This window comes from Pseudomonas purpurea, assembly GCF_039908635.1.
In the GTDB taxonomy this organism is placed as follows: domain Bacteria; phylum Pseudomonadota; class Gammaproteobacteria; order Pseudomonadales; family Pseudomonadaceae; genus Aquipseudomonas; species Aquipseudomonas purpurea.
On sequence record NZ_CP150918.1, the window covers coordinates 2,196,770 to 2,213,028 of the forward strand.

Annotated in this window: 21 protein-coding genes; 11 read left to right on the top strand and 10 right to left on the bottom strand. The window is 58.5% G+C overall.

What is annotated here, in order from left to right:
• Positions 1-402: 402 nt before the first annotated feature.
• A complete protein-coding gene (locus tag AABM54_RS09900; protein WP_347905164.1) occupies positions 403-957 on the bottom strand; it encodes a hypothetical protein in 555 nt (184 codons plus the stop codon).
• 628 nt (positions 958-1,585) lie between these two features.
• On the opposite strand from AABM54_RS09900, the gene AABM54_RS09905 reads away from it, so the two are divergent.
• Positions 1,586-1,873 carry a DUF6124 family protein gene (locus AABM54_RS09905; RefSeq protein WP_347905166.1) on the top strand — a complete coding sequence of 96 codons (288 nt, stop codon included), beginning with the start codon at positions 1,586-1,588 and terminating at the stop codon, positions 1,871-1,873.
• 34 nt (positions 1,874-1,907) lie between these two features.
• A complete protein-coding gene (locus tag AABM54_RS09910; protein ID WP_347905167.1) occupies positions 1,908-2,183 on the top strand; it encodes a hypothetical protein in 276 nt (91 codons plus the stop codon).
• Positions 2,184-2,218: 35 nt separating this feature from the next.
• Here the strand turns inward: AABM54_RS09910 and AABM54_RS09915 are convergent, their stop codons facing one another.
• Positions 2,219-2,557, bottom strand: a complete 339-nt coding sequence (locus AABM54_RS09915; protein ID WP_347905169.1) for a DUF6572 domain-containing protein — start codon at positions 2,555-2,557, stop codon at positions 2,219-2,221.
• Between the two features lie 231 nt (positions 2,558-2,788).
• Between AABM54_RS09915 and AABM54_RS09920 the strand changes: the two genes are divergently transcribed.
• Positions 2,789-3,328, top strand: a complete 540-nt coding sequence (locus AABM54_RS09920) for a cysteine hydrolase family protein (protein WP_347905171.1) — start codon at positions 2,789-2,791, stop codon at positions 3,326-3,328.
• A gap of 27 nt (positions 3,329-3,355) precedes the next feature.
• Here the strand turns inward: AABM54_RS09920 and AABM54_RS09925 are convergent, their stop codons facing one another.
• Together AABM54_RS09925 and AABM54_RS09930 are read right to left on the bottom strand one after the other, a co-directional pair.
• Positions 3,356-4,099, bottom strand: coding sequence for an anti-sigma factor (locus AABM54_RS09925; protein WP_347905172.1), 744 nt, complete (start codon positions 4,097-4,099; stop codon positions 3,356-3,358).
• Positions 4,092-4,604 (bottom strand): sigma-70 family RNA polymerase sigma factor, encoded by a 513-nt coding sequence (locus AABM54_RS09930; RefSeq protein ID WP_347905174.1) that lies wholly within the window; start codon positions 4,602-4,604, stop codon positions 4,092-4,094. Before AABM54_RS09930 ends, AABM54_RS09925 begins: the two co-directional genes overlap by 8 nt.
• A gap of 151 nt (positions 4,605-4,755) precedes the next feature.
• Between AABM54_RS09930 and AABM54_RS09935 the strand changes: the two genes are divergently transcribed.
• Positions 4,756-5,724: a metallophosphoesterase gene (locus AABM54_RS09935; RefSeq protein WP_347905175.1), complete on the top strand. Its 969-nt coding sequence runs from the start codon at positions 4,756-4,758 to the stop codon at positions 5,722-5,724.
• Between the two features lie 15 nt (positions 5,725-5,739).
• A complete protein-coding gene (locus AABM54_RS09940; protein ID WP_347906162.1) occupies positions 5,740-6,054 on the top strand; it encodes a plastocyanin/azurin family copper-binding protein in 315 nt (104 codons plus the stop codon).
• Between the two features lie 35 nt (positions 6,055-6,089).
• Here AABM54_RS09940 and AABM54_RS09945 read toward each other — a convergent pair whose 3' ends face one another.
• Together AABM54_RS09945 and AABM54_RS09950 are read right to left on the bottom strand one after the other, a co-directional pair.
• On the bottom strand, positions 6,090-6,560 hold the full coding sequence (locus tag AABM54_RS09945; RefSeq protein ID WP_347905177.1) for an arsenate reductase ArsC: 471 nt from the start codon (positions 6,558-6,560) through the stop codon (positions 6,090-6,092).
• 235 nt (positions 6,561-6,795) lie between these two features.
• Positions 6,796-7,284 (bottom strand): hypothetical protein, encoded by a 489-nt coding sequence (locus AABM54_RS09950; protein WP_347905179.1) that lies wholly within the window; start codon positions 7,282-7,284, stop codon positions 6,796-6,798.
• Positions 7,285-7,690: 406 nt separating this feature from the next.
• Here AABM54_RS09950 and AABM54_RS09955 point away from each other — a divergent pair, with 406 nt between their 5' ends.
• The 3 genes from AABM54_RS09955 (at position 7,691) to AABM54_RS09965 (ending at position 9,678) form a co-directional block, all read left to right on the top strand.
• Positions 7,691-8,089, top strand: a complete 399-nt coding sequence (locus tag AABM54_RS09955; RefSeq protein WP_347905181.1) for a hypothetical protein — start codon at positions 7,691-7,693, stop codon at positions 8,087-8,089.
• An 18-nt stretch (positions 8,090-8,107) separates the two neighbouring features.
• Complete coding sequence (locus AABM54_RS09960) at positions 8,108-8,662, top strand: hypothetical protein (protein WP_347905182.1); 555 nt, start codon at positions 8,108-8,110, stop codon at positions 8,660-8,662.
• Positions 8,663-9,012: 350 nt separating this feature from the next.
• A complete protein-coding gene (locus AABM54_RS09965; protein WP_347905184.1) occupies positions 9,013-9,678 on the top strand; it encodes a ribonuclease T2 in 666 nt (221 codons plus the stop codon).
• 19 nt (positions 9,679-9,697) lie between these two features.
• Here the strand turns inward: AABM54_RS09965 and AABM54_RS09970 are convergent, their stop codons facing one another.
• Positions 9,698-10,075 carry a hypothetical protein gene (locus tag AABM54_RS09970; protein ID WP_347905186.1) on the bottom strand — a complete coding sequence of 126 codons (378 nt, stop codon included), beginning with the start codon at positions 10,073-10,075 and terminating at the stop codon, positions 9,698-9,700.
• Positions 10,076-10,348: 273 nt separating this feature from the next.
• On the opposite strand from AABM54_RS09970, the gene AABM54_RS09975 reads away from it, so the two are divergent.
• Entirely contained in the window at positions 10,349-11,920 is a 1,572-nt protein-coding gene (locus AABM54_RS09975) for a diguanylate cyclase (RefSeq protein WP_347905187.1), read from the top strand.
• 22 nt (positions 11,921-11,942) lie between these two features.
• On the opposite strand, the gene AABM54_RS09980 is transcribed toward AABM54_RS09975, so the two are convergent.
• Positions 11,943-12,479: a GNAT family N-acetyltransferase gene (locus AABM54_RS09980; RefSeq protein WP_347905189.1), complete on the bottom strand. Its 537-nt coding sequence runs from the start codon at positions 12,477-12,479 to the stop codon at positions 11,943-11,945.
• A 214-nt stretch (positions 12,480-12,693) separates the two neighbouring features.
• Between AABM54_RS09980 and AABM54_RS09985 the strand changes: the two genes are divergently transcribed.
• On the top strand, positions 12,694-13,530 hold the full coding sequence (locus tag AABM54_RS09985) for an arylamine N-acetyltransferase (RefSeq protein ID WP_347905191.1): 837 nt from the start codon (positions 12,694-12,696) through the stop codon (positions 13,528-13,530).
• Positions 13,531-13,554: 24 nt separating this feature from the next.
• Here the strand turns inward: AABM54_RS09985 and AABM54_RS09990 are convergent, their stop codons facing one another.
• On the bottom strand, positions 13,555-14,007 hold the full coding sequence (locus AABM54_RS09990) for a hypothetical protein (RefSeq protein WP_347905193.1): 453 nt from the start codon (positions 14,005-14,007) through the stop codon (positions 13,555-13,557).
• Positions 14,004-14,459 (bottom strand): hypothetical protein, encoded by a 456-nt coding sequence (locus AABM54_RS09995; RefSeq protein ID WP_347905194.1) that lies wholly within the window; start codon positions 14,457-14,459, stop codon positions 14,004-14,006. Before AABM54_RS09995 ends, AABM54_RS09990 begins: the two co-directional genes overlap by 4 nt.
• Positions 14,460-14,677: 218 nt before the next feature.
• Here AABM54_RS09995 and AABM54_RS10000 point away from each other — a divergent pair, with 218 nt between their 5' ends.
• Positions 14,678-16,192: a nucleobase:cation symporter-2 family protein gene (locus AABM54_RS10000; RefSeq protein ID WP_347905195.1), complete on the top strand. Its 1,515-nt coding sequence runs from the start codon at positions 14,678-14,680 to the stop codon at positions 16,190-16,192.
• Positions 16,193-16,259 lie beyond the last annotated feature (67 nt).

Sequence of the window (16,259 nt, forward strand, 5' to 3'; positions counted from 1 at the left end):
ATTTATACAGTAAAGCACGGAGTGTAAGACGATGATAGTGCGTCACGTTGAACCTGGACGAATCGCCGTGGTTCAGAAGTGGGAGGGGCGTGAAGTTAATTATGTGGTGATCGGCCGGTAGGCTGTGGGGATGATTCAGAAAAGGCGGAGTGTCTAGGCGCTGGTGTCTGTTTCAATTCGTCCGGAGTCTGCGAAAAGCAGAAACAGACACCTTAACAGACACCTGGTTGAAGCGAGGAAGGCTGGAGGCCTTGAAAATAGTGGAGCGGGTGAAGGGAATCGAACCCTCGTTATCAGCTTGGGAAGCTGATAATGAGATAGTGACCTGTTCAAGAGGGGCGGATCTAAGCAGGTTTTGATTCGGTTCTGGATGGAACGACTGCATTCGACCTGAAGGGGCAGTCACCTGCTCCGAAACAGACGATAGCCCGATATCGAGTGCACGCCAATATCCTGCGAAAACGCCTCCATCACACGCTGATACGATTTGCGCACGTGTGCCGGATCAACTGCTTCTTTGCTAAAGCAACTCTCCCACTCGGGATTCCAGTCTTTGAGCCAACTTTCTCTGCGAGGCTCGTACTTAGTACGAAGACAGGTGTCGCGGCCCCAGCCAGTATACGTTTCGAAGCAGAGGCTCTGAAGTTCGAGGCAGGAGGCAAAGAACTCCTCGCTGAATAAAGGGGCGGCAAGATAGATTTTCTTGTCAATGACGCGCTTCATTTCAATTACGTAAGGTGGGGTGACATCTCGCCAACTACCTACGTACGTGTAGTAGCAAAGAAGATCATTGAACTGGGGGGCTAGATCGTCATAGACGGCAAGTCGCTTCTCTATAAGCTTCTGGCTGCGCCACTGGAGATGCTCGAATTGCTTCGTGACACGATGGACATAGACGCCAAAAGCAGCCAAGGCAACCGGTACCATGAAGCTAGCAGTGAGCTTCGCGACTTCCAACCAGTTCCACGCTCCTGGGTCCACAGGCACCTCTGAACTCTAATCGAGAAAGTCCAAGCATAGCAGCGATAGTGCTCGCGATTGGAGCCGAAACCGGTTGCTTAAAATTTGCTACAGCGCATGGAAAGGTTCTGGGATCTGAGCGAGTGCGAATCGTATTGGTACGAAAGTGGTACGGAGGATTGTAGGTAGGGTTGAAGACTCTTGTTTGTAAGGGGAAGGCTATTAGTGCGGCCAATCTATCACCGGGCGGGCGGTGAGGTAATAGAGCGTGTTTATCGAGCGAATTTAATTCCAAACGCACCACACCAGCACCGGAAGTTTCCTGCAACTTGCATCGGTTTTAGCCGCTTTGCTGCCAGTCACCTCACCAGATAACCTTCTCCCGTCGCTGCAAAATCAGCGGCCGGATGTGGAAGTCCGTTTTCTAGCTAAAGGCGCCCAAGCGCCCATAAACACCGGTTGGCGTTTTTTTATGCCAACATTGGCGTGTTATGGCGGCTGTGCGCGGGGCACTCCCGAGTGCGCCGGGTTCCTTTAGCCCCGGTCTTCCACACCTGCGTACAGCTGCCACCCTCATGTGGAAGTGAGTTTGGCGGTTCACTGAATTGCTAAAGGAGCTTCACTCATGAAAAAGACCACCCCAAATCCCCCCGAAACCCCAGCCGTTTCCGCCCCCATCAGCCACATCTTCACCATTGCCCCCAATATCGACACCGAAACCCTGTTGGTCCACGCTTCCGAAACCCTCGCCTCCCTGAACGCCATTACCACAGACCTGGCCTTCGAGCTTGAAGGGTCGCGCCGTCATGTGGCGTTGGCCATGCAGCAGTTGGTGGTGCTCGGTGAGTTGTTGGTGAACCGGGCGCTGGAGCATCTTGATGTTCCCGACGTTGCGCCCGCCACGCGGCACTGAGTGTTCGCGTTCGTTCATTCAATGGAGGTTTGCCATGGCTCGATACATGCCGATTACCGGCATTGACTGCACCATCCCGTGCTTGTTGATTGACACCGAAGCGCCGGTCGATGTGTTGCACGACACGGCGGAGTACCGTATTCGCTGTGTGACGCAGTTGTTGGAAACCCTTTCCCTGGGTGAGGGTGTCAGCCGTGATGAATTGCTGTTGCAGGATTTCGCGCGGGTGTTGGCGATTCCACTGCGCGATGGCTGTGATTTGATGGATGTGGTGGGGCGGCGCTTGCAGGCGCGGGTTTCGGCGCTGTAACGAAAATGGGCGACCTCAGGAGGTCGCCCATTGGCTTAATAATCGCTTAGTTCAAACTCAAGGCCGATGCCGACTTCATACAGTACTTCAGTCACACGATTGTAAAAGTACTCTCCCTGCTCCGGCAGTTCGTACAGGGCGGTTACCCGGATAATGGGGGATTTGCCGAGCGCTCCGGGAATTTCAGTGTAGATCTCACCGCTTTCGATGAAGGCAATGTAGATATTGAGTTTGTCCTGCAGCATCAGCAGGTGTTCACCTTGTTCGGCCTTATCGCCCCATTCCAGGTGGTCGGTGATCACCAGTAATATCGTGTCCGGGTTTTGTTTGGGGATGACATAGAAATCAATAACGGTGGGATCTGTGATGGACATGCCTGTTCCTTCAGGGGGCGGTCGCAGGTTTCACGTTCGGCGGTGGAGTTCGGGATTATGGCGGGTCACGGTTACTTTAACCGCTGTCCGACCCGTTACATGCAAGCGGCGCGAAATGCGCCCGCTGGATTTCGGAAAAACCTGTTCTATGATTTATGCCTTGCGCCGCTTTCAGTGTGTTCGATATCCCGGCCGTAAGACTGCATCGTCCCTCTTTCAAGGTAGATCCCCATGACCACAGCGCTTCTGATTATTGATGTTCAACACGTGCTTTGTACGGGCGAATATGCGGTTTTCGAGATCGGGCGGGTGCTTGAAAAGATCAATGCCGTGAGTGCGCAGGCGCGTGCTGCCGGGGCGCCGGTGATCTTGATTCAGCATGAAGAAGAGGGCGGGCCTCTTGCGTTTGATACCGAAGGTTGGCAACTGGCCGAGGGGCTGGAGGTGTCACCGGAAGATCTTCGGGTGCGCAAGACCACGCCAGATGCGTTTCATCAGACGACGCTGAGCGGACTGCTGAAGGAGAAGGGCATCACGCAGTTGGTGGTGTGTGGCATGCAAAGTGATTTTTGTGTCGACTCGACTGTCCGGCGTGCCTTGACGTTGGGTTATGACGTGACCCTTGTCGCGGATGCGCACTCGACGATTGCGAATGAGGTGCTCTCGGCGGCGCAGATCACGGCGCACCACAACGTGACGCTAGGCCACATGACCAGTGCCGCGGCGCGGATCGAGGTGATACCGGCCGCCGCTGTGCGCATCAAGCACTGACCGGAGGCCGTTTGGGAGTTGGCGCGCTCAACTCCCTTTCCCAACCAGTTCACTGAACGCTTCCAGCTCACTTTTCTCCAGATCCGACACCACGATGAACTGCATGTGGCCCCGTTCCCACGACACGATGTTGTAGCCGCGAATTGACTCAACCTGTCGGGCTGTATCTGCGTGTGCCGTAGGCAAGATGAACACGTTGATGATGTGTTTCGCCCGTCCATAGGCCAGGGCGGCGGTGGTCTGGTGTTGCAGGTAGTCCAGTCGCCCGCCCAGCAGCGGATAGCCTTGCGCCGAGTAGTCAAACACCGGGGGGGCGAAGTCGAGTTTGCCGGTGAACCAGGGTTTGACGGTGTGACGGTCGGAGGAAACGACGTCGTTGAGGTGGTCGCCCATCAGCGAGCGGACATGGCTGGACACGGCCTCTTCCAACAGCGGTTGTTCGCTGGAGGGCGTGGCGATGTAAAGCACCGCCGCGAGGGCCAGTGCGGTGGCTGAAAATGCCGGAGCGAGCCACTGGCGCAGCCGGCTGAACGCGCTGTGCGGTGGTGAAACACTGGCAAAAACGCTGTGGGTTAATGACGGCGGCGCCGTGTAGTACAACGCATGCCTTTTCATGCTGGCCATCAGCAGTTGCACTTCATCGTGCAGGCGTTTGCATTCGGCGCAGCCCGTCAGGTGCCGAGCCACATTCGCAGCGGTTGCGGTGTCCAGTTCCTGGTCCAGGTAGCCGTGAATCAGCGTCTGGCAAGCGGTGCAGTCGAGGTCATTCATGGTCGTGCAACTTCAATAGTTCTAGCTTGAGCTGGGCGCGGGCGCGGGCCAGTCTGGACATGACGGTGCCAAGGGGGATGTCGACCACCAGGGCGATGTCCTTGTAGGACATGTCTTCCAACTCCTTCAGAACAATCACCTCACGAAAGGCCGGGGGCAGGGCGCTCAGGGCTTGCTGGATCAGTACCGCGTTTTCGCTGTGGATGGCCAGCAGTTCCGGGGTCTGGTTGTGGCTCAGGGCAAGGTCGTCCTCTGGCAGTTCATCGCCGATGGCAACCCAGCGCTGGCCTGCCGAGGCCTTGAGCCAGGTGTAGCTTTCGTTACGCACGATGGTCAGGAGCCAGGCCTTGGGATTGTCGTCGGTATAGCGGTCGAGAAATCTGAAGGCCCGCAGCGCACTTTCCTGTACGACATCGCGTGCTGCGGCGTCGTTACCCGTCAGCCATCGCGCGAGGTTGTAGGCTGCGTCCATGTGGGGCGCAAACAGTGCCTCAAATCGCTTCATTGTGGTTCCCGCACCTTGCCACCCCTATAACCGTGAAACTGCCGCTTTTATTCCCGCAAAAAAATGATGGATGGCTCGGAATAAAAACCCGCGCCATCCGGTTTACCTCGTGTCAGCTACATCACTGTAGACCGCTACCGAGGGCGTACCGATGGACATTCATTCAAAACACGAACGGCGTACCGACGGCCCCCTGAGCCCTGACCGCCGAACGTTGCTCAAATGCTCGGCCTGGGCCGGTGCCGGCGTTATCTGGGCCTTGAGTGGCGGCATTCCACGGGCCTTTGCGCTGGATGACGCCGGCAATGTGTCGGACCCCAAGGCACTGGCCAGCACTTTCCATTTTGTGCAGATCAGTGACTCTCATATCGGTTTCAATAAAGAAGCCAACCCCGAACCGCTGAAGACCCTGCAAGTGGCCATCGACAAGGTCATCGCGCTGCCCAAACGGCCGTCGCTGATCCTCCACACGGGCGACATTACTCACCTTTCCAAGCCGGAAGAGTTCGACGCCGCAGCCCACCTGCTCAAAGGTTTGCCCGCGACGGTGCATTACGTGCCGGGCGAGCACGACACCCTCGACGAGGGAGGCGGCAAGCTCTATCTCGAGCGTTACGGCAAGGGCACCAAAGGCAATGGCTGGTACAGCTTCGACGACCATGGGGTGCATTTCATTGCGCTGGTGAATGTCTTCAACTTCCAGGCTGGCCGTGAAGCGACGCTGGGTGCTGATCAACTCGCCTGGCTGGCCGACGACCTGCGCGCCGTCACAACAAGCACGCCGATTGTGGTGTTCACTCATATTCCGTTATGGACGATCTATCAGCCCTGGGGCTGGGGCACGGAGGACGGCGACCAGGCTATCGCCATGCTGCGGCCCTACGGTTCGGTGACGGTGCTCAACGGTCACATCCATCAGGTCATCCAGAAGGTCGAAGGCAACATCACGTTTCACACCGCACGCGGGACGGCCTACCCGCAACCGGCTCCTGGCGCGGCGCCGAACCCGGGGCCGATGACGGTTGCCGCCGACCAGTTGCGCAATTACCTGGGGATCACCGACGTCAAGGCCACGCAGGGCGATCACCCGTTGGCGCTGATTGATTCGACGCTGGTTTAGGGGGAGGGCATGGCGATGAAAATCCTGCTCAATGCCTTGGCCCTGATCAGTCTGGCAATGGTGATGCCGGTGTGGGCCCAAGAGGTGAAAGTCGACATTAAGGAGTTCATGTTCGGACCGAAGGATTTGACCGTCACCGTGGGGACGAAAGTGACCTGGGTGAATGACGATCAGATACCCCACACGGTGGCCGAAACCCACAAGGTGTTCCGCTCGGGGGCGCTGGATACCCATGACAGCTTTTCCTACGTGTTCACCACGCCGGGAGAGTTTGAGTATTTTTGCGTGTTGCACCCGCAGATGGTGGGCAAGATTGTGGTCAGTCAGTAAGGCTTGGGCAGGTTCTCGGCGGGGTGTATCTGGGGCTAGAGAGTGCCGATGCGGTCGAGTTCGCGCTTGAGGGCAGCGGCATCGAGGCGTTCGAAGGGCAGTTGGAAAAAGGCGCGGCAGCGGGTTTCGATGGTGGTCAGCGTGGCGTTGAAGGCCGTGTTGATGTGAGCCTCGCTGCCGGTGACGTCGGACGGGTCTTCAAGCCCCCAATGGGTCTTGAGCGCGGGACCGAAATACACTGGGCAGGCTTCGCCGGCGGCCTTGTCGCACACGGTGATGACAATGTCCGGTGGGCTGCTCGCAAAGGCATCGTTGCCCTTGCTGCTCAAGCCGTCCGTGGCAATGCCGGCGGCCTGCAAGGTGGTCAGGCTGCGTGGCAGGACCTGGCCTTTGGGGAAGCTGCCGGCGCTCACTGCTTCGAAGCCTGCCGGGGCGAGGTGGTTGAACATGGCTTCGGACAGGATGCTGCGGCAGCTGTTGGCCGTGCACATGAACAGGACTTTCATCGGTTTCTCCGTCAGGCATCAGGCCTGTACATATGGAATTTCGAATATACGAATTGTCGGATGTCAGGTAAAGCACGGTGTGCCATCGGTGTGATTGGCAGGCTGTTGCGAGGCGATGTTGGTGGGAGATGTCTCGTCGCCCTTAACGAAGAAGGGCGACCCTGGAGGTCGCCCGTTTTGTGGGGTGGCGGGGAAGGTCGGCCCACCACCCTGCTTACCCTTGTTGCTCCGGGTTTTAGAGCGCCAAGCCTTTTTGGATCACCGTGAGAAAGGTGCTCTCGCTGAGTTCAACCGGCTCCGCGTGTGGCTGTCCAGGGGCAGTATTTGCCTGGATCAGCCATTGCGGCTCGCCGTGATCGGTCTCGGTTCGCAGCATCTGTATCTCTTTGCCTTTGGCCTGGATGTCGACACGGCCCGTGCCGCCCGTTATGAAGCGGGCGATGGGGTTGAGGATGATGCTGTGATGGTTACCCTCAATCAGCAACTGGTCGATGGCGTAATTGAACGTCTCGCCGGTGGGGAGGCTTTCGAACACTCGCGTGGGGACGCGTCGGATGTTCAAGCCTGCTTCAATCAGCGGTTCCAGCCATGTTTCAAGCTGGCGATACATGTCATAGACCTGCGTAGGCCAATGTTCAATCGCCAGGTCTGCGGACGCCTCTGCATCAGCACGGCTGTGCTGTTTTTGCTTGAGGCTCGCGGCGAGTTCATCTGCCTTGCTCATTTCGATTCCCTATCGTGGTGTGAATGTTAGCGCTGCCACACCAAGGTACTTCAGTTGGACGTATGAAGGCCAGAGCGAAAAACTGGAGGCGAAAAGTCGCGATTACGCTGCGTTTTTGCGGTGTAAAGCTATGGCCTTTGTCCTATTTTCTTGTCAGATGTTTAGTTGAAGGCGGTTGTGGCTGTGCTGTAAGCTCCGCGCTCGGCTTTCTCAAGAGCTGAACTAACACTCTGTTCATAGTTGTTTTGGGTTTTTAAAGTTGCCCGTTCTGTGCGCGCTGAAAACCGAGTCATGAACAGGGTTATTGGTATTGTTAGTGAGCCACTGGATAGTTGTTCGTATCCAGCTCAAGGAATGATATCTGGCCTGCCGACGTCGTCGGTTAACATACGTGTGAAACTTTAATATGTTCAAGCAAAGCATTAAGTCTGTTGTGTCCGTCGGGTTGGTATTGGCAGCGAGCCTGGCCTGTGCCGCGGCCCCTGAGAAGGTTGATTTGGGGGCGTTGTATGACAGCTACGTTGAACACAATCAGTCTTCGATGAACATGCCGCAGTTCAAGCAGGAAATCCTGGTTTCCGGGACTGTTCTGGGTGTTTCGAAGAACTTCTCTGGCGATCCTGTCATGAACGCCGGTGTTGCGGACTCTGATGAAGAGCTGGCAAGGCTGACGGGGTTTGACGCAGATGAGTCGAAAAAGATGGAAGCGATGGCCGTCGGCACAGACTTCAACGCGGTCTGTGTGCTGGGGATGACCATGGGCTCGGATTTCATGGCGCTTTCTGATTGCGTGTTCAAACAGTAAGTGCGCGTTAGAGCCTCTTTGGTAGCGTTGGCGGTCACCGCCTTCGCGAACCTGGCGGTCAGCGCCCAGCCGCTGGATCAACGCGATTTGATCGAGCGTTTGACGCACTGCACCGCTTCCCTGCATGACGTCGTGCTGTTCAATGACCTGATTGAGCGCGAAGCACTGACGCTGCCCGTTGCCTCGGAGTTCCAGCCGTGGGGTGGTTCGGCCTGGACTGTTGAGCCTGCGTTGTCGTTCGGCAAAGTAAGTTCGCCGGTGGTGGTAATGAATGACCGTCGCAGTTTTTTCCTGCGGGTGTCGTCCACTCAACCTGCTGTGGATATCCGCACGACCGCTCAACAGTTGCAACTGGTCAATACCAGCAGCAGCGATGAGCCCAACGATTTCCGTAAGGTCATGGACGACCGAACGCTCCAGGCAATGGCCACGGGCGAGCCGGATAACTATTGGGTGGGGTGTTTCTACGATCAAACGGCCGTCGATCGCCAGTTCGACCAGGAACTCAATGCAACGCCCGAGCGCATGAATGAAAAGAGCGCCCGGCTACACGCCTTGGACAATGACCGTTAATGCCAGCCAGGTGATTCGACTTACCTGAGCACTTCATGGTGTGTACGTCATAAAACAAGGGCCCGGCTGGTTATGTTGTGTGCAACATAACCAGCCGGGCCCTGACTCTTTGTATCTCTCTTCAGCATCACGGGTGGATATTCACCGGCTCATGGCCGATGCGTTACGCCTCGATGCATCAAGTACCCTCCGTATTCCGTGGCAGTGTGCTTTTCTATATGCACAACCTGCACAGCCTGTTATGAGCGTCATGTGGTTGAAACGTCTGTGTGACCAGAATCGTGGCGGGCCTTGATAGGCCGGTTAAAACAATGAAACTGCCGGACGATCCGGTCCCAAGGAGAGGGTCAATGAAAAAATTGTACGTATGGGTTGCGCTGATTGCGTTGACGCTGGGAAGCGTGGGCATGAGTGCTGCTCGCGAGTCGCAAAGCGGCAAACTAAAGGCAGAGTCGGTGGCGGGGGTGTTTGATTACTACCTACTGACACTTTCGTGGTCGCCGACCTTTTGCCTGACACACAAGGACAACGAACAGTGCTCGGGCAAAGGCTACGGCTTTGTGCTTCATGGGCTCTGGCCACAATATGCCAAGGGCGGATGGCCTGAGTCTTGCCCGCCGATGGTGGCGTTGTCGCCTGCGCAAAGGGAGCAGGGGCTGACGCTGTTCCCGACACAAAAACTGCTTGAGCATGAATGGTCCAAGCATGGCACGTGCAGCGGCCTCGGTGCCTCGGGTTATCTGGATGCGGCGGACAAAGCGGTTGCCGCGGTGCAGATTCCGGAGCAACTGCAACCGTTCAGCACCTCGTATTACTTTGAAGCGCAAGAGATTGCGCGGATGTTCCGCCAGAGCAACCCTGGCATTCCTGTCGACGGCATCGCGGTGATTTGCAAAGGCCCCGAGTTGTCGGAAGTTCGGGTGTGCATGGGCAAGGACCTGGCGTTCGGCTCCTGCGGCAAAGGCGTCAAGACGCAGTGCCGTGCGGGTGATATTCGCGTGCCACCGTCGCGTTGAGCCTTGGTTGAGCGCTGAGTCAACGGCCTGCGGTCTGCTGATCGTAGGCCTTCATGATTTCTTTCCAGATGTAACCGTAGCTGTATCGCAGCCAGGCCACTAACAGGTGATGCAGGTTGCGTCGCAGCCAGCTGTCGTTGCGGGCCTTGAGTGATTTTTCGATCTCATCGAACAACCAATCGTCCCGGAATCCGGCCCAGACCGGCGGGATGGGTGTTTCCAGGTTGCCGAAGCACGCGGGGGCGACTTGCGAGTAGAGGATGTCTTTCACGGTGAGCAAGTCGAACCCCTGAATGCAGCGCGCAATGGCGGCGTAGTCGACGTCGTTGTCGACAAACGCCTCAGCCAGCGCCACCTGGAGGCGTGCCTTTTCCTGGGCGGTCAGAACGGATTTCAAGGCTCAATGTCCTCCAGTGCGTCGTCGAGTCACGGTCGTGGGCACCCTACCTGAAAAATGCACGCAACCCTGAGAGGTGATTGCCGCAGAGATGATGTTTGCCTATAGCTTCGCCAGCGATAACGGCCGCAAATCGTGAAACTTGAGCCGCCGGCGATCGAGTCGATTCCGGGCCTCAAGCCCCAATTGCCGGGCATCATTGCGTAGGCTAAGCTCGCCGAAATTAAGGGGTTCGGGCCTTCGTCCTTGCCTTATCCTTCCAGGATTGCGCTTTTGCCTACCCCACTTCACGACCCCCATTACGCCCCCGGCGGTCCTCTGAAACGCTTGCCGTTGCTCAAGGCTGCGGTGGCGTTTATTGCGACCGTAGGCCTGAGTCTCTGCGGTCTGCTTTACCTGCAACTGGAACAGTCCCGGCGCCATGATCTGGAGTTGGCGCAGGTGGCGTCGGCGAACCTGACCCGCGCCATGGCGCAGCAGGCCGAAGATACGTTCACCCAGGCGGATCTGGTGATCACAAGCCTGGTGGACTGGATTGAGGCTGACGGTTTCGGGGTGACGAAAACACCTCGTTTGCAACGCACGTTTGCGCGGCGGGTTCAGGCGCTGACGCAGCTGCACGGGTTGTTTCTGTTCGACAAGAATGGGCAGTGGGTGGTGACTTCGTTCGAGGAGTTGCCCCGTGGTTCGGGGGCAACAGAGCGCGAGTATTTCAAGTTTCACCAGCAGAACCCGTCATCGGTCGCGCACATCGGGCCGGCGATTCGCTGCCGGGAGAACGGCGAGTGGATTATTCCGATCTCCCGCAGGGTCAACGACAGCAATGGCCGTTTTCAGGGTGTGTTGATGGCCGGGATCAAGATGTCGTACTTCGACCGGTTCTTCAAAAGCTTCAGCATTGATGACAACGGCGTGATGTTTCTGGCGCTGTCGGATGGGACATTGCTGGCGCGGCGACCGTTCGAGGACCAGCGCATCGGCACCACCCTGGCCCGGGGAGAGATTTTCCAGCGGTACTTGCCCAATGCGCCGTCCGGCAACGCGATGATCAGTTCGGTGATTGATGATGTGGTCAGGCTGTATGGCTATCGTCAGTTGAGTGCATATCCGCTGGTGGTGGCGGCTGCGACGTCCGAGGACGAGATTCTCAAAGGTTGGTATGGCACGGCCTATCAGTCCAGTGTGATCGTGGCCATGGTGCTGCTGGGTGTTGGCCTGTTCGGTTGGGTGTTCATTCATCAGGTGCGCAATGGCGAGCGTATCGAGGCGGATCTGCGTGCCGCGCAGGAAGCGCTGGAGCTGATTGCGACCCACGACAGCCTGACCGGGCTGGCCAATCGTCGGCTGTTCGAGCGGGCGCTGGAGATTGAGTTTGCCCGGGGCGCCCGTCAGGTCAGCCCGCTGAGCCTGATCATGCTCGATATCGATTTTTTCAAGCGCTACAACGACGCTTATGGTCATGTCGCGGGGGATCATTGCCTGGCCGAAGTGGCGCGAGCGCTCAAGCATTGCTGCCACCGCAAGGCGGATCTGGCCGTGCGCTACGGCGGGGAAGAGTTCGCGGTGTTGCTGCCCGACACCGACCTGCAAGGCGCCATGGCCATCGCCGAGCAGATCCGCCGCGCCGTGATGGACAAAAACATCACTCACTCAGGCTCGCCTTCGGGGTACGTCACGGTCAGCCTGGGCTGTTACTCATTCGTGCCCAACGGCCGCGACAGCATCGAAGTGTTCATTGAGCGCGCAGACGCGGCGCTGTATCAGGCCAAGCACTCGGGGCGTAACCGGGTGGCGGTGCTCTCGCTGGAAGGTGGCGTCGACGCGCTCATGCGTTCCGATCGCTGAGGCGATGAGTGCGTGGCTTGAATCAGGGCACGTTAAAACCTTTGCAAAACACCCGGTTCTCGTAGGCATTGCCACCGAATTCATAGTGCGTACCGCCCACATCGTCATAACCCAGCGCCAGGTAAAACTCCCGTGCGCGATGGTTTTCAGACCAGGCGGTGAGCCACAGGCAGGCGCGAGCGCTTTCTCTGGCCAGGGCTTCGGCTCTGTCGAGCAGTGCGCGCCCCAACCCTTGCCGATGGGCGTGGCGTTGCACGTAAAGCCGAACCAGTTCGGTGCCATCCAGCAGCGCCGGCACAGGCCCATCGGGCCGCGCGACGATTTCGGCGAAACCCAGGAGATGGCCGTTGCGCTCGGCGAGGACGAAGCGGGTCTGCGGGTCGCTCAGGCGGCGTTCAAACTGCGCCGGCGCATAGACCGTCAAGGCTTCTTCGGCCAGATCGGCGCGCATGCCGTCGGTGGCGTAGGTGTCGAGGAACACCTGGGTGGCGAGGCCGCTGATGCACAAGGCGTCGGACGGTTGGCCGAGTCGGAAGTGGGTGTCGTGGGCGGTCGGCATTTCTACGATGTCCTTATCGCTTGAGGGAGTCGTTTTGGCTTGCTGTGCGCGAGGTTAGCGCGCTGGTGAGCGGTGTTCAATATTCGGTTGCGGGCCATTAGTGAAATCAATTTCGGGCCGGCACCGTGTTGGCTTATACATTACGCCCACACGCCGGGCGCCTCTGCTTTCAGAGGTGTGACGCAGGCGACACCTCATGCGCAAGGATTACCCCATGAGCCAGACCGAACTGAGCAACGTCGACCTCTACTTGCAGCGCCTGGGCTTTGACAGTCCGCCACCGCCGACGCTGGAGAGCCTGCGCGAACTGCAGTCGCGCCACACGTGCGTGTTCCCCTTTGAAACCCTGTCGACGATGTTGCGTCTGCCGGTGCCGATCGACCTCGCCTCGGTGGAGCGCAAGATTCTGTATGCGGGGCGTGGCGGCTACTGCTACGAACTGAACAATATGTTTCTCGCGTTGTTGCTGCACCTGGGGTTCGAGGCGCGCGGGATTACCGGGCGGGTGGTCATGGGCGGGCCTGAGGATGCTCTGGTGGCGCGCACCCATCGCCTGTGCCTGGTGACGGTGAGCGGGGTGCGCTACATCGCCGATGTCGGTTTTGGTGGCATGGTGCCGACCGCGCCGCTGCGGCTCGACACTGAAGAAGAACAGCCGACCGGGCATGAGCCCTATCGCATTGTTCATCAGGACAGCAGTTACATCCTTCGAGCGAAGGTCGCGGGTGAATGGCGGCCGATGTACGTGTTCGATCTGCAGATGCAATCGGACATCGATTATCAGATCGGCAACTGGTACGTCTGCACTCATCCGCAATCACCGTTCATGGGGCAACTGATGGTGGCGCGCACGGGCGAAGGGCTGCGCAGGACGCTGAATAACGGCAGCTACGCGGTGCACCGGACGGGATTGGAGAGCGTGCGTCGGCAGATCACCGCCGTCGATGAACTCATCGAATTGCTGGAGCGTGAATTCGAGATCCGTGTACCGCACCATCCCGAATTCAGGCAGGTTGTCGGGCAAGTGATTGCGCCGCAGCCCATGCTCTGACGGGGCGTTGCCGGGTGCGAGCGTCTAGAAAAATTGACGCTTCCAGGTGCCGCGCCGGGTGTCCAGGCGCTGGCAAGCCACGCCCAGTCGTGGGTAGATCAGCGGGATATGGCGTGGGCGAAGGGTGAAATAAAAGCGGTACTCCTCCAGGCCTTCAAGGGTTACGAAAAAATGCGTTTCATCCAGCCACTCGACCTCCTTCAGGTAGTACGAGCTGTACCAGTGACCGAGGACATGCTCGCCGAGCACGGTGCGCAGGTCTTTGCTGATCAGGACGACGAACACCTGTTCTTCGACCCAGAAGTCGAGTTCTGTGATCAGCACATACCCGGCCGGGGTTTCGTACTGTCGGCATAACCTGCGGCCGGAAATGGTCAGCGTCGAAGGCTGGCCGTCGACGAGGACGGCGCTTTCCGAGGGCTGGCTTTGCACTGTCCCAAGCCAGGGGGCGAAGGCGAAGCGTTCGACGGGTTTCATGGTGGCGTGGGTTGTTCGTCGAGGGTGGGGGCGCCGGTTCCGGTCAGCTTCAACCAGCGTTGGTACGCCCAATGGGTGAACAGTGCGACCAGGATACCGTCCACTACCCAGAAAACCCCCAGCTTGCGCAGCGACGGGTAAAGGCACAGCACGCCCGCCACGATCAGGCTGGCGAGTATGGCGGTCAGCCAGTTGGCGTAGCCTTTGGCGCTCAGCAGGGCGTACAGCGGGGCGAACCCCAACGACATCGGTACCACACCAAAAAACATCCCGCTCACGGCAAAGACGACGAACGACATCAGCCCCAGGTAAATGCTGTCTTGTCCGTCCGCAAAGAAGCCTCCAAAGAGCAGGCTGAGGACCAGCGCCTGAAGGAACACCACTTTGAAGAAGCAGCCGATGGCCAGGAAAAAGATGTTCCAGAAGTGTTCAAGAGGGTCGTTGCGGTTCAAAGCGGGGGCTTCCATGTCTTGAGGGGAGTGAGCGTAGCGGTCCGTGCGGGGGGCGATTCTAGCAGGGCTGGTCGACCCTGTACTCAAGGTTGAGCCCCGGCAGTATTGGCGCAATAGCGGGAGATGATTGGCGGATAAACTGTATACAATTATATAGACATTTGTCCTGTCTCTTGCATACAGTGTGCGCATAACAAAAACCAGGGAACCCCCCAACCATGAAAACGTCACTCCAGCGGCCCGAGGACGAAAACCTCGGTGTCGGCGCGAATATGGCTTACGGCCTGCAACACGTTCTGACCATGTACGGCGGTATCGTTGCGGTGCCGTTGATTATCGGCCAGGCAGCCGGGCTTTCCCCGGCGGACATTGGTCTGTTGATTGCGGCGTCACTGTTTGCGGGGGGCTTGGCGACATTACTGCAAACCCTCGGGTTACCGTTTTTCGGTTGTCAACTGCCACTGGTGCAGGGTGTGTCGTTCTCAGGCGTGGCGACCATGGTGGCGATTGTCAGCAGCGGCGGCGAGGGTGGCTTTCAGTCGATTCTGGGGGCGGTGATCGCCGCCTCATTGATCGGGCTGCTGATCACCCCGGTGTTCTCCCGGATCACCAAGTTCTTTCCGCCGCTGGTCACTGGCATCGTCATTACCACCATCGGCCTGACGCTGATGCCGGTGGCCGCACGCTGGGCGATGGGTGGCAATAGCCACGCCGAAAGCTTCGGCAGCATGGCGAACATCGGGCTGGCGGCGCTGACCCTGGTGCTGGTGTTGTTGCTGAGCAAAATCGGCAGTGCGACGATCTCGCGACTGTCGATTCTGTTGGCCATGGTCATCGGTACGGTGATAGCGGTGTTCCTCGGCATGGCGGACTTCTCGACGGTGACCCAGGGGCCGATGTTCGGTTTCCCGGCGCCATTCCATTTCGGCATGCCGACCTTTCATTTCGCCGCCATCCTGTCGATGTGCATCGTGGTGATGGTGACGTTGGTGGAAACCTCGGCGGACATCCTGGCGGTCGGTGAAATCATCGGCACCAAGGTCGATTCCAAGCGTCTGGGCAACGGTTTGCGGGCTGACATGCTGTCGAGCATGATCGCGCCGATCTTCGGTTCGTTCACCCAAAGCGCCTTTGCCCAGAACGTCGGGCTGGTGGCGGTCACCGGGATCAAGAGCCGTTACGTGGTGGCCACGGGCGGACTGTTCCTGGTGGTGCTCGGCCTGTTACCAGTGATGGGGCGGGTGATCGCGGCGGTCCCGACGTCCGTGCTGGGCGGTGCCGGTATCGTGCTGTTCGGCACCGTGGCAGCCAGCGGCATTCGGACGCTGTCCAAGGTCGATTACCGCAACAACGTCAACCTGATCATCGTCGCCACGTCCATCGGGTTCGGCATGATTCCCATCGCGGCACCGAATTTCTACGATCACTTCCCGAGCTGGTTTGCGACGATCTTCCATTCCGGCATCAGTTCGTCGGCCATCATGGCCATCGTCCTGAACCTGACGTTCAACCACTTCACAACCGGCAACTCGGACCAGCAATCGGTGTTTGCGGCCGGGACCGAGCGCACGCTGCGCTTCCAGGACCTGGCGGCGCTGCGTGAAGGGGATTACTTCAGCGGCGGCAAGTTGCACGACTGCGACGGCAATGAGATCCCGCTGGTCAGCGACGCGTCGGTGGCAGCCCAGCGGGCGCCAAGTACGGCGGCCAACCCCGAAGCCACGGGGGCCTGACCCGCATCCTTGAGGTTTTTGCTTCGTGCAGGTGCACAGATCCCGTGATTGGTGGCCCTTGAGATGT

Coding starts and splice junctions, on each gene's coding strand:
- AABM54_RS10000 (WP_347905195.1), top strand. CDS start 14,678: ATGAAAACGTCACTCCAGCGGCCCGAGGACGAAAACCTCGGTGTCGGC.
- AABM54_RS09980 (WP_347905189.1), bottom strand. CDS start 12,479: ATGCCGACCGCCCACGACACCCACTTCCGACTCGGCCAACCGTCCGAC.
- AABM54_RS09945 (WP_347905177.1), bottom strand. CDS start 6,560: ATGAAAGTCCTGTTCATGTGCACGGCCAACAGCTGCCGCAGCATCCTG.
- AABM54_RS09905 (WP_347905166.1), top strand. CDS start 1,586: ATGAAAAAGACCACCCCAAATCCCCCCGAAACCCCAGCCGTTTCCGCC.
- AABM54_RS09985 (WP_347905191.1), top strand. CDS start 12,694: ATGAGCCAGACCGAACTGAGCAACGTCGACCTCTACTTGCAGCGCCTG.
- AABM54_RS09930 (WP_347905174.1), bottom strand. CDS start 4,604: ATGAAGCGATTTGAGGCACTGTTTGCGCCCCACATGGACGCAGCCTAC.
- AABM54_RS09965 (WP_347905184.1), top strand. CDS start 9,013: ATGAAAAAATTGTACGTATGGGTTGCGCTGATTGCGTTGACGCTGGGA.
- AABM54_RS09925 (WP_347905172.1), bottom strand. CDS start 4,099: ATGAATGACCTCGACTGCACCGCTTGCCAGACGCTGATTCACGGCTAC.
- AABM54_RS09950 (WP_347905179.1), bottom strand. CDS start 7,284: ATGAGCAAGGCAGATGAACTCGCCGCGAGCCTCAAGCAAAAACAGCAC.
- AABM54_RS09940 (WP_347906162.1), top strand. CDS start 5,740: ATGAAAATCCTGCTCAATGCCTTGGCCCTGATCAGTCTGGCAATGGTG.
- AABM54_RS09990 (WP_347905193.1), bottom strand. CDS start 14,007: ATGAAACCCGTCGAACGCTTCGCCTTCGCCCCCTGGCTTGGGACAGTG.
- AABM54_RS09910 (WP_347905167.1), top strand. CDS start 1,908: ATGGCTCGATACATGCCGATTACCGGCATTGACTGCACCATCCCGTGC.
- AABM54_RS09935 (WP_347905175.1), top strand. CDS start 4,756: ATGGACATTCATTCAAAACACGAACGGCGTACCGACGGCCCCCTGAGC.
- AABM54_RS09955 (WP_347905181.1), top strand. CDS start 7,691: ATGTTCAAGCAAAGCATTAAGTCTGTTGTGTCCGTCGGGTTGGTATTG.
- AABM54_RS09920 (WP_347905171.1), top strand. CDS start 2,789: ATGACCACAGCGCTTCTGATTATTGATGTTCAACACGTGCTTTGTACG.
- AABM54_RS09915 (WP_347905169.1), bottom strand. CDS start 2,557: ATGTCCATCACAGATCCCACCGTTATTGATTTCTATGTCATCCCCAAA.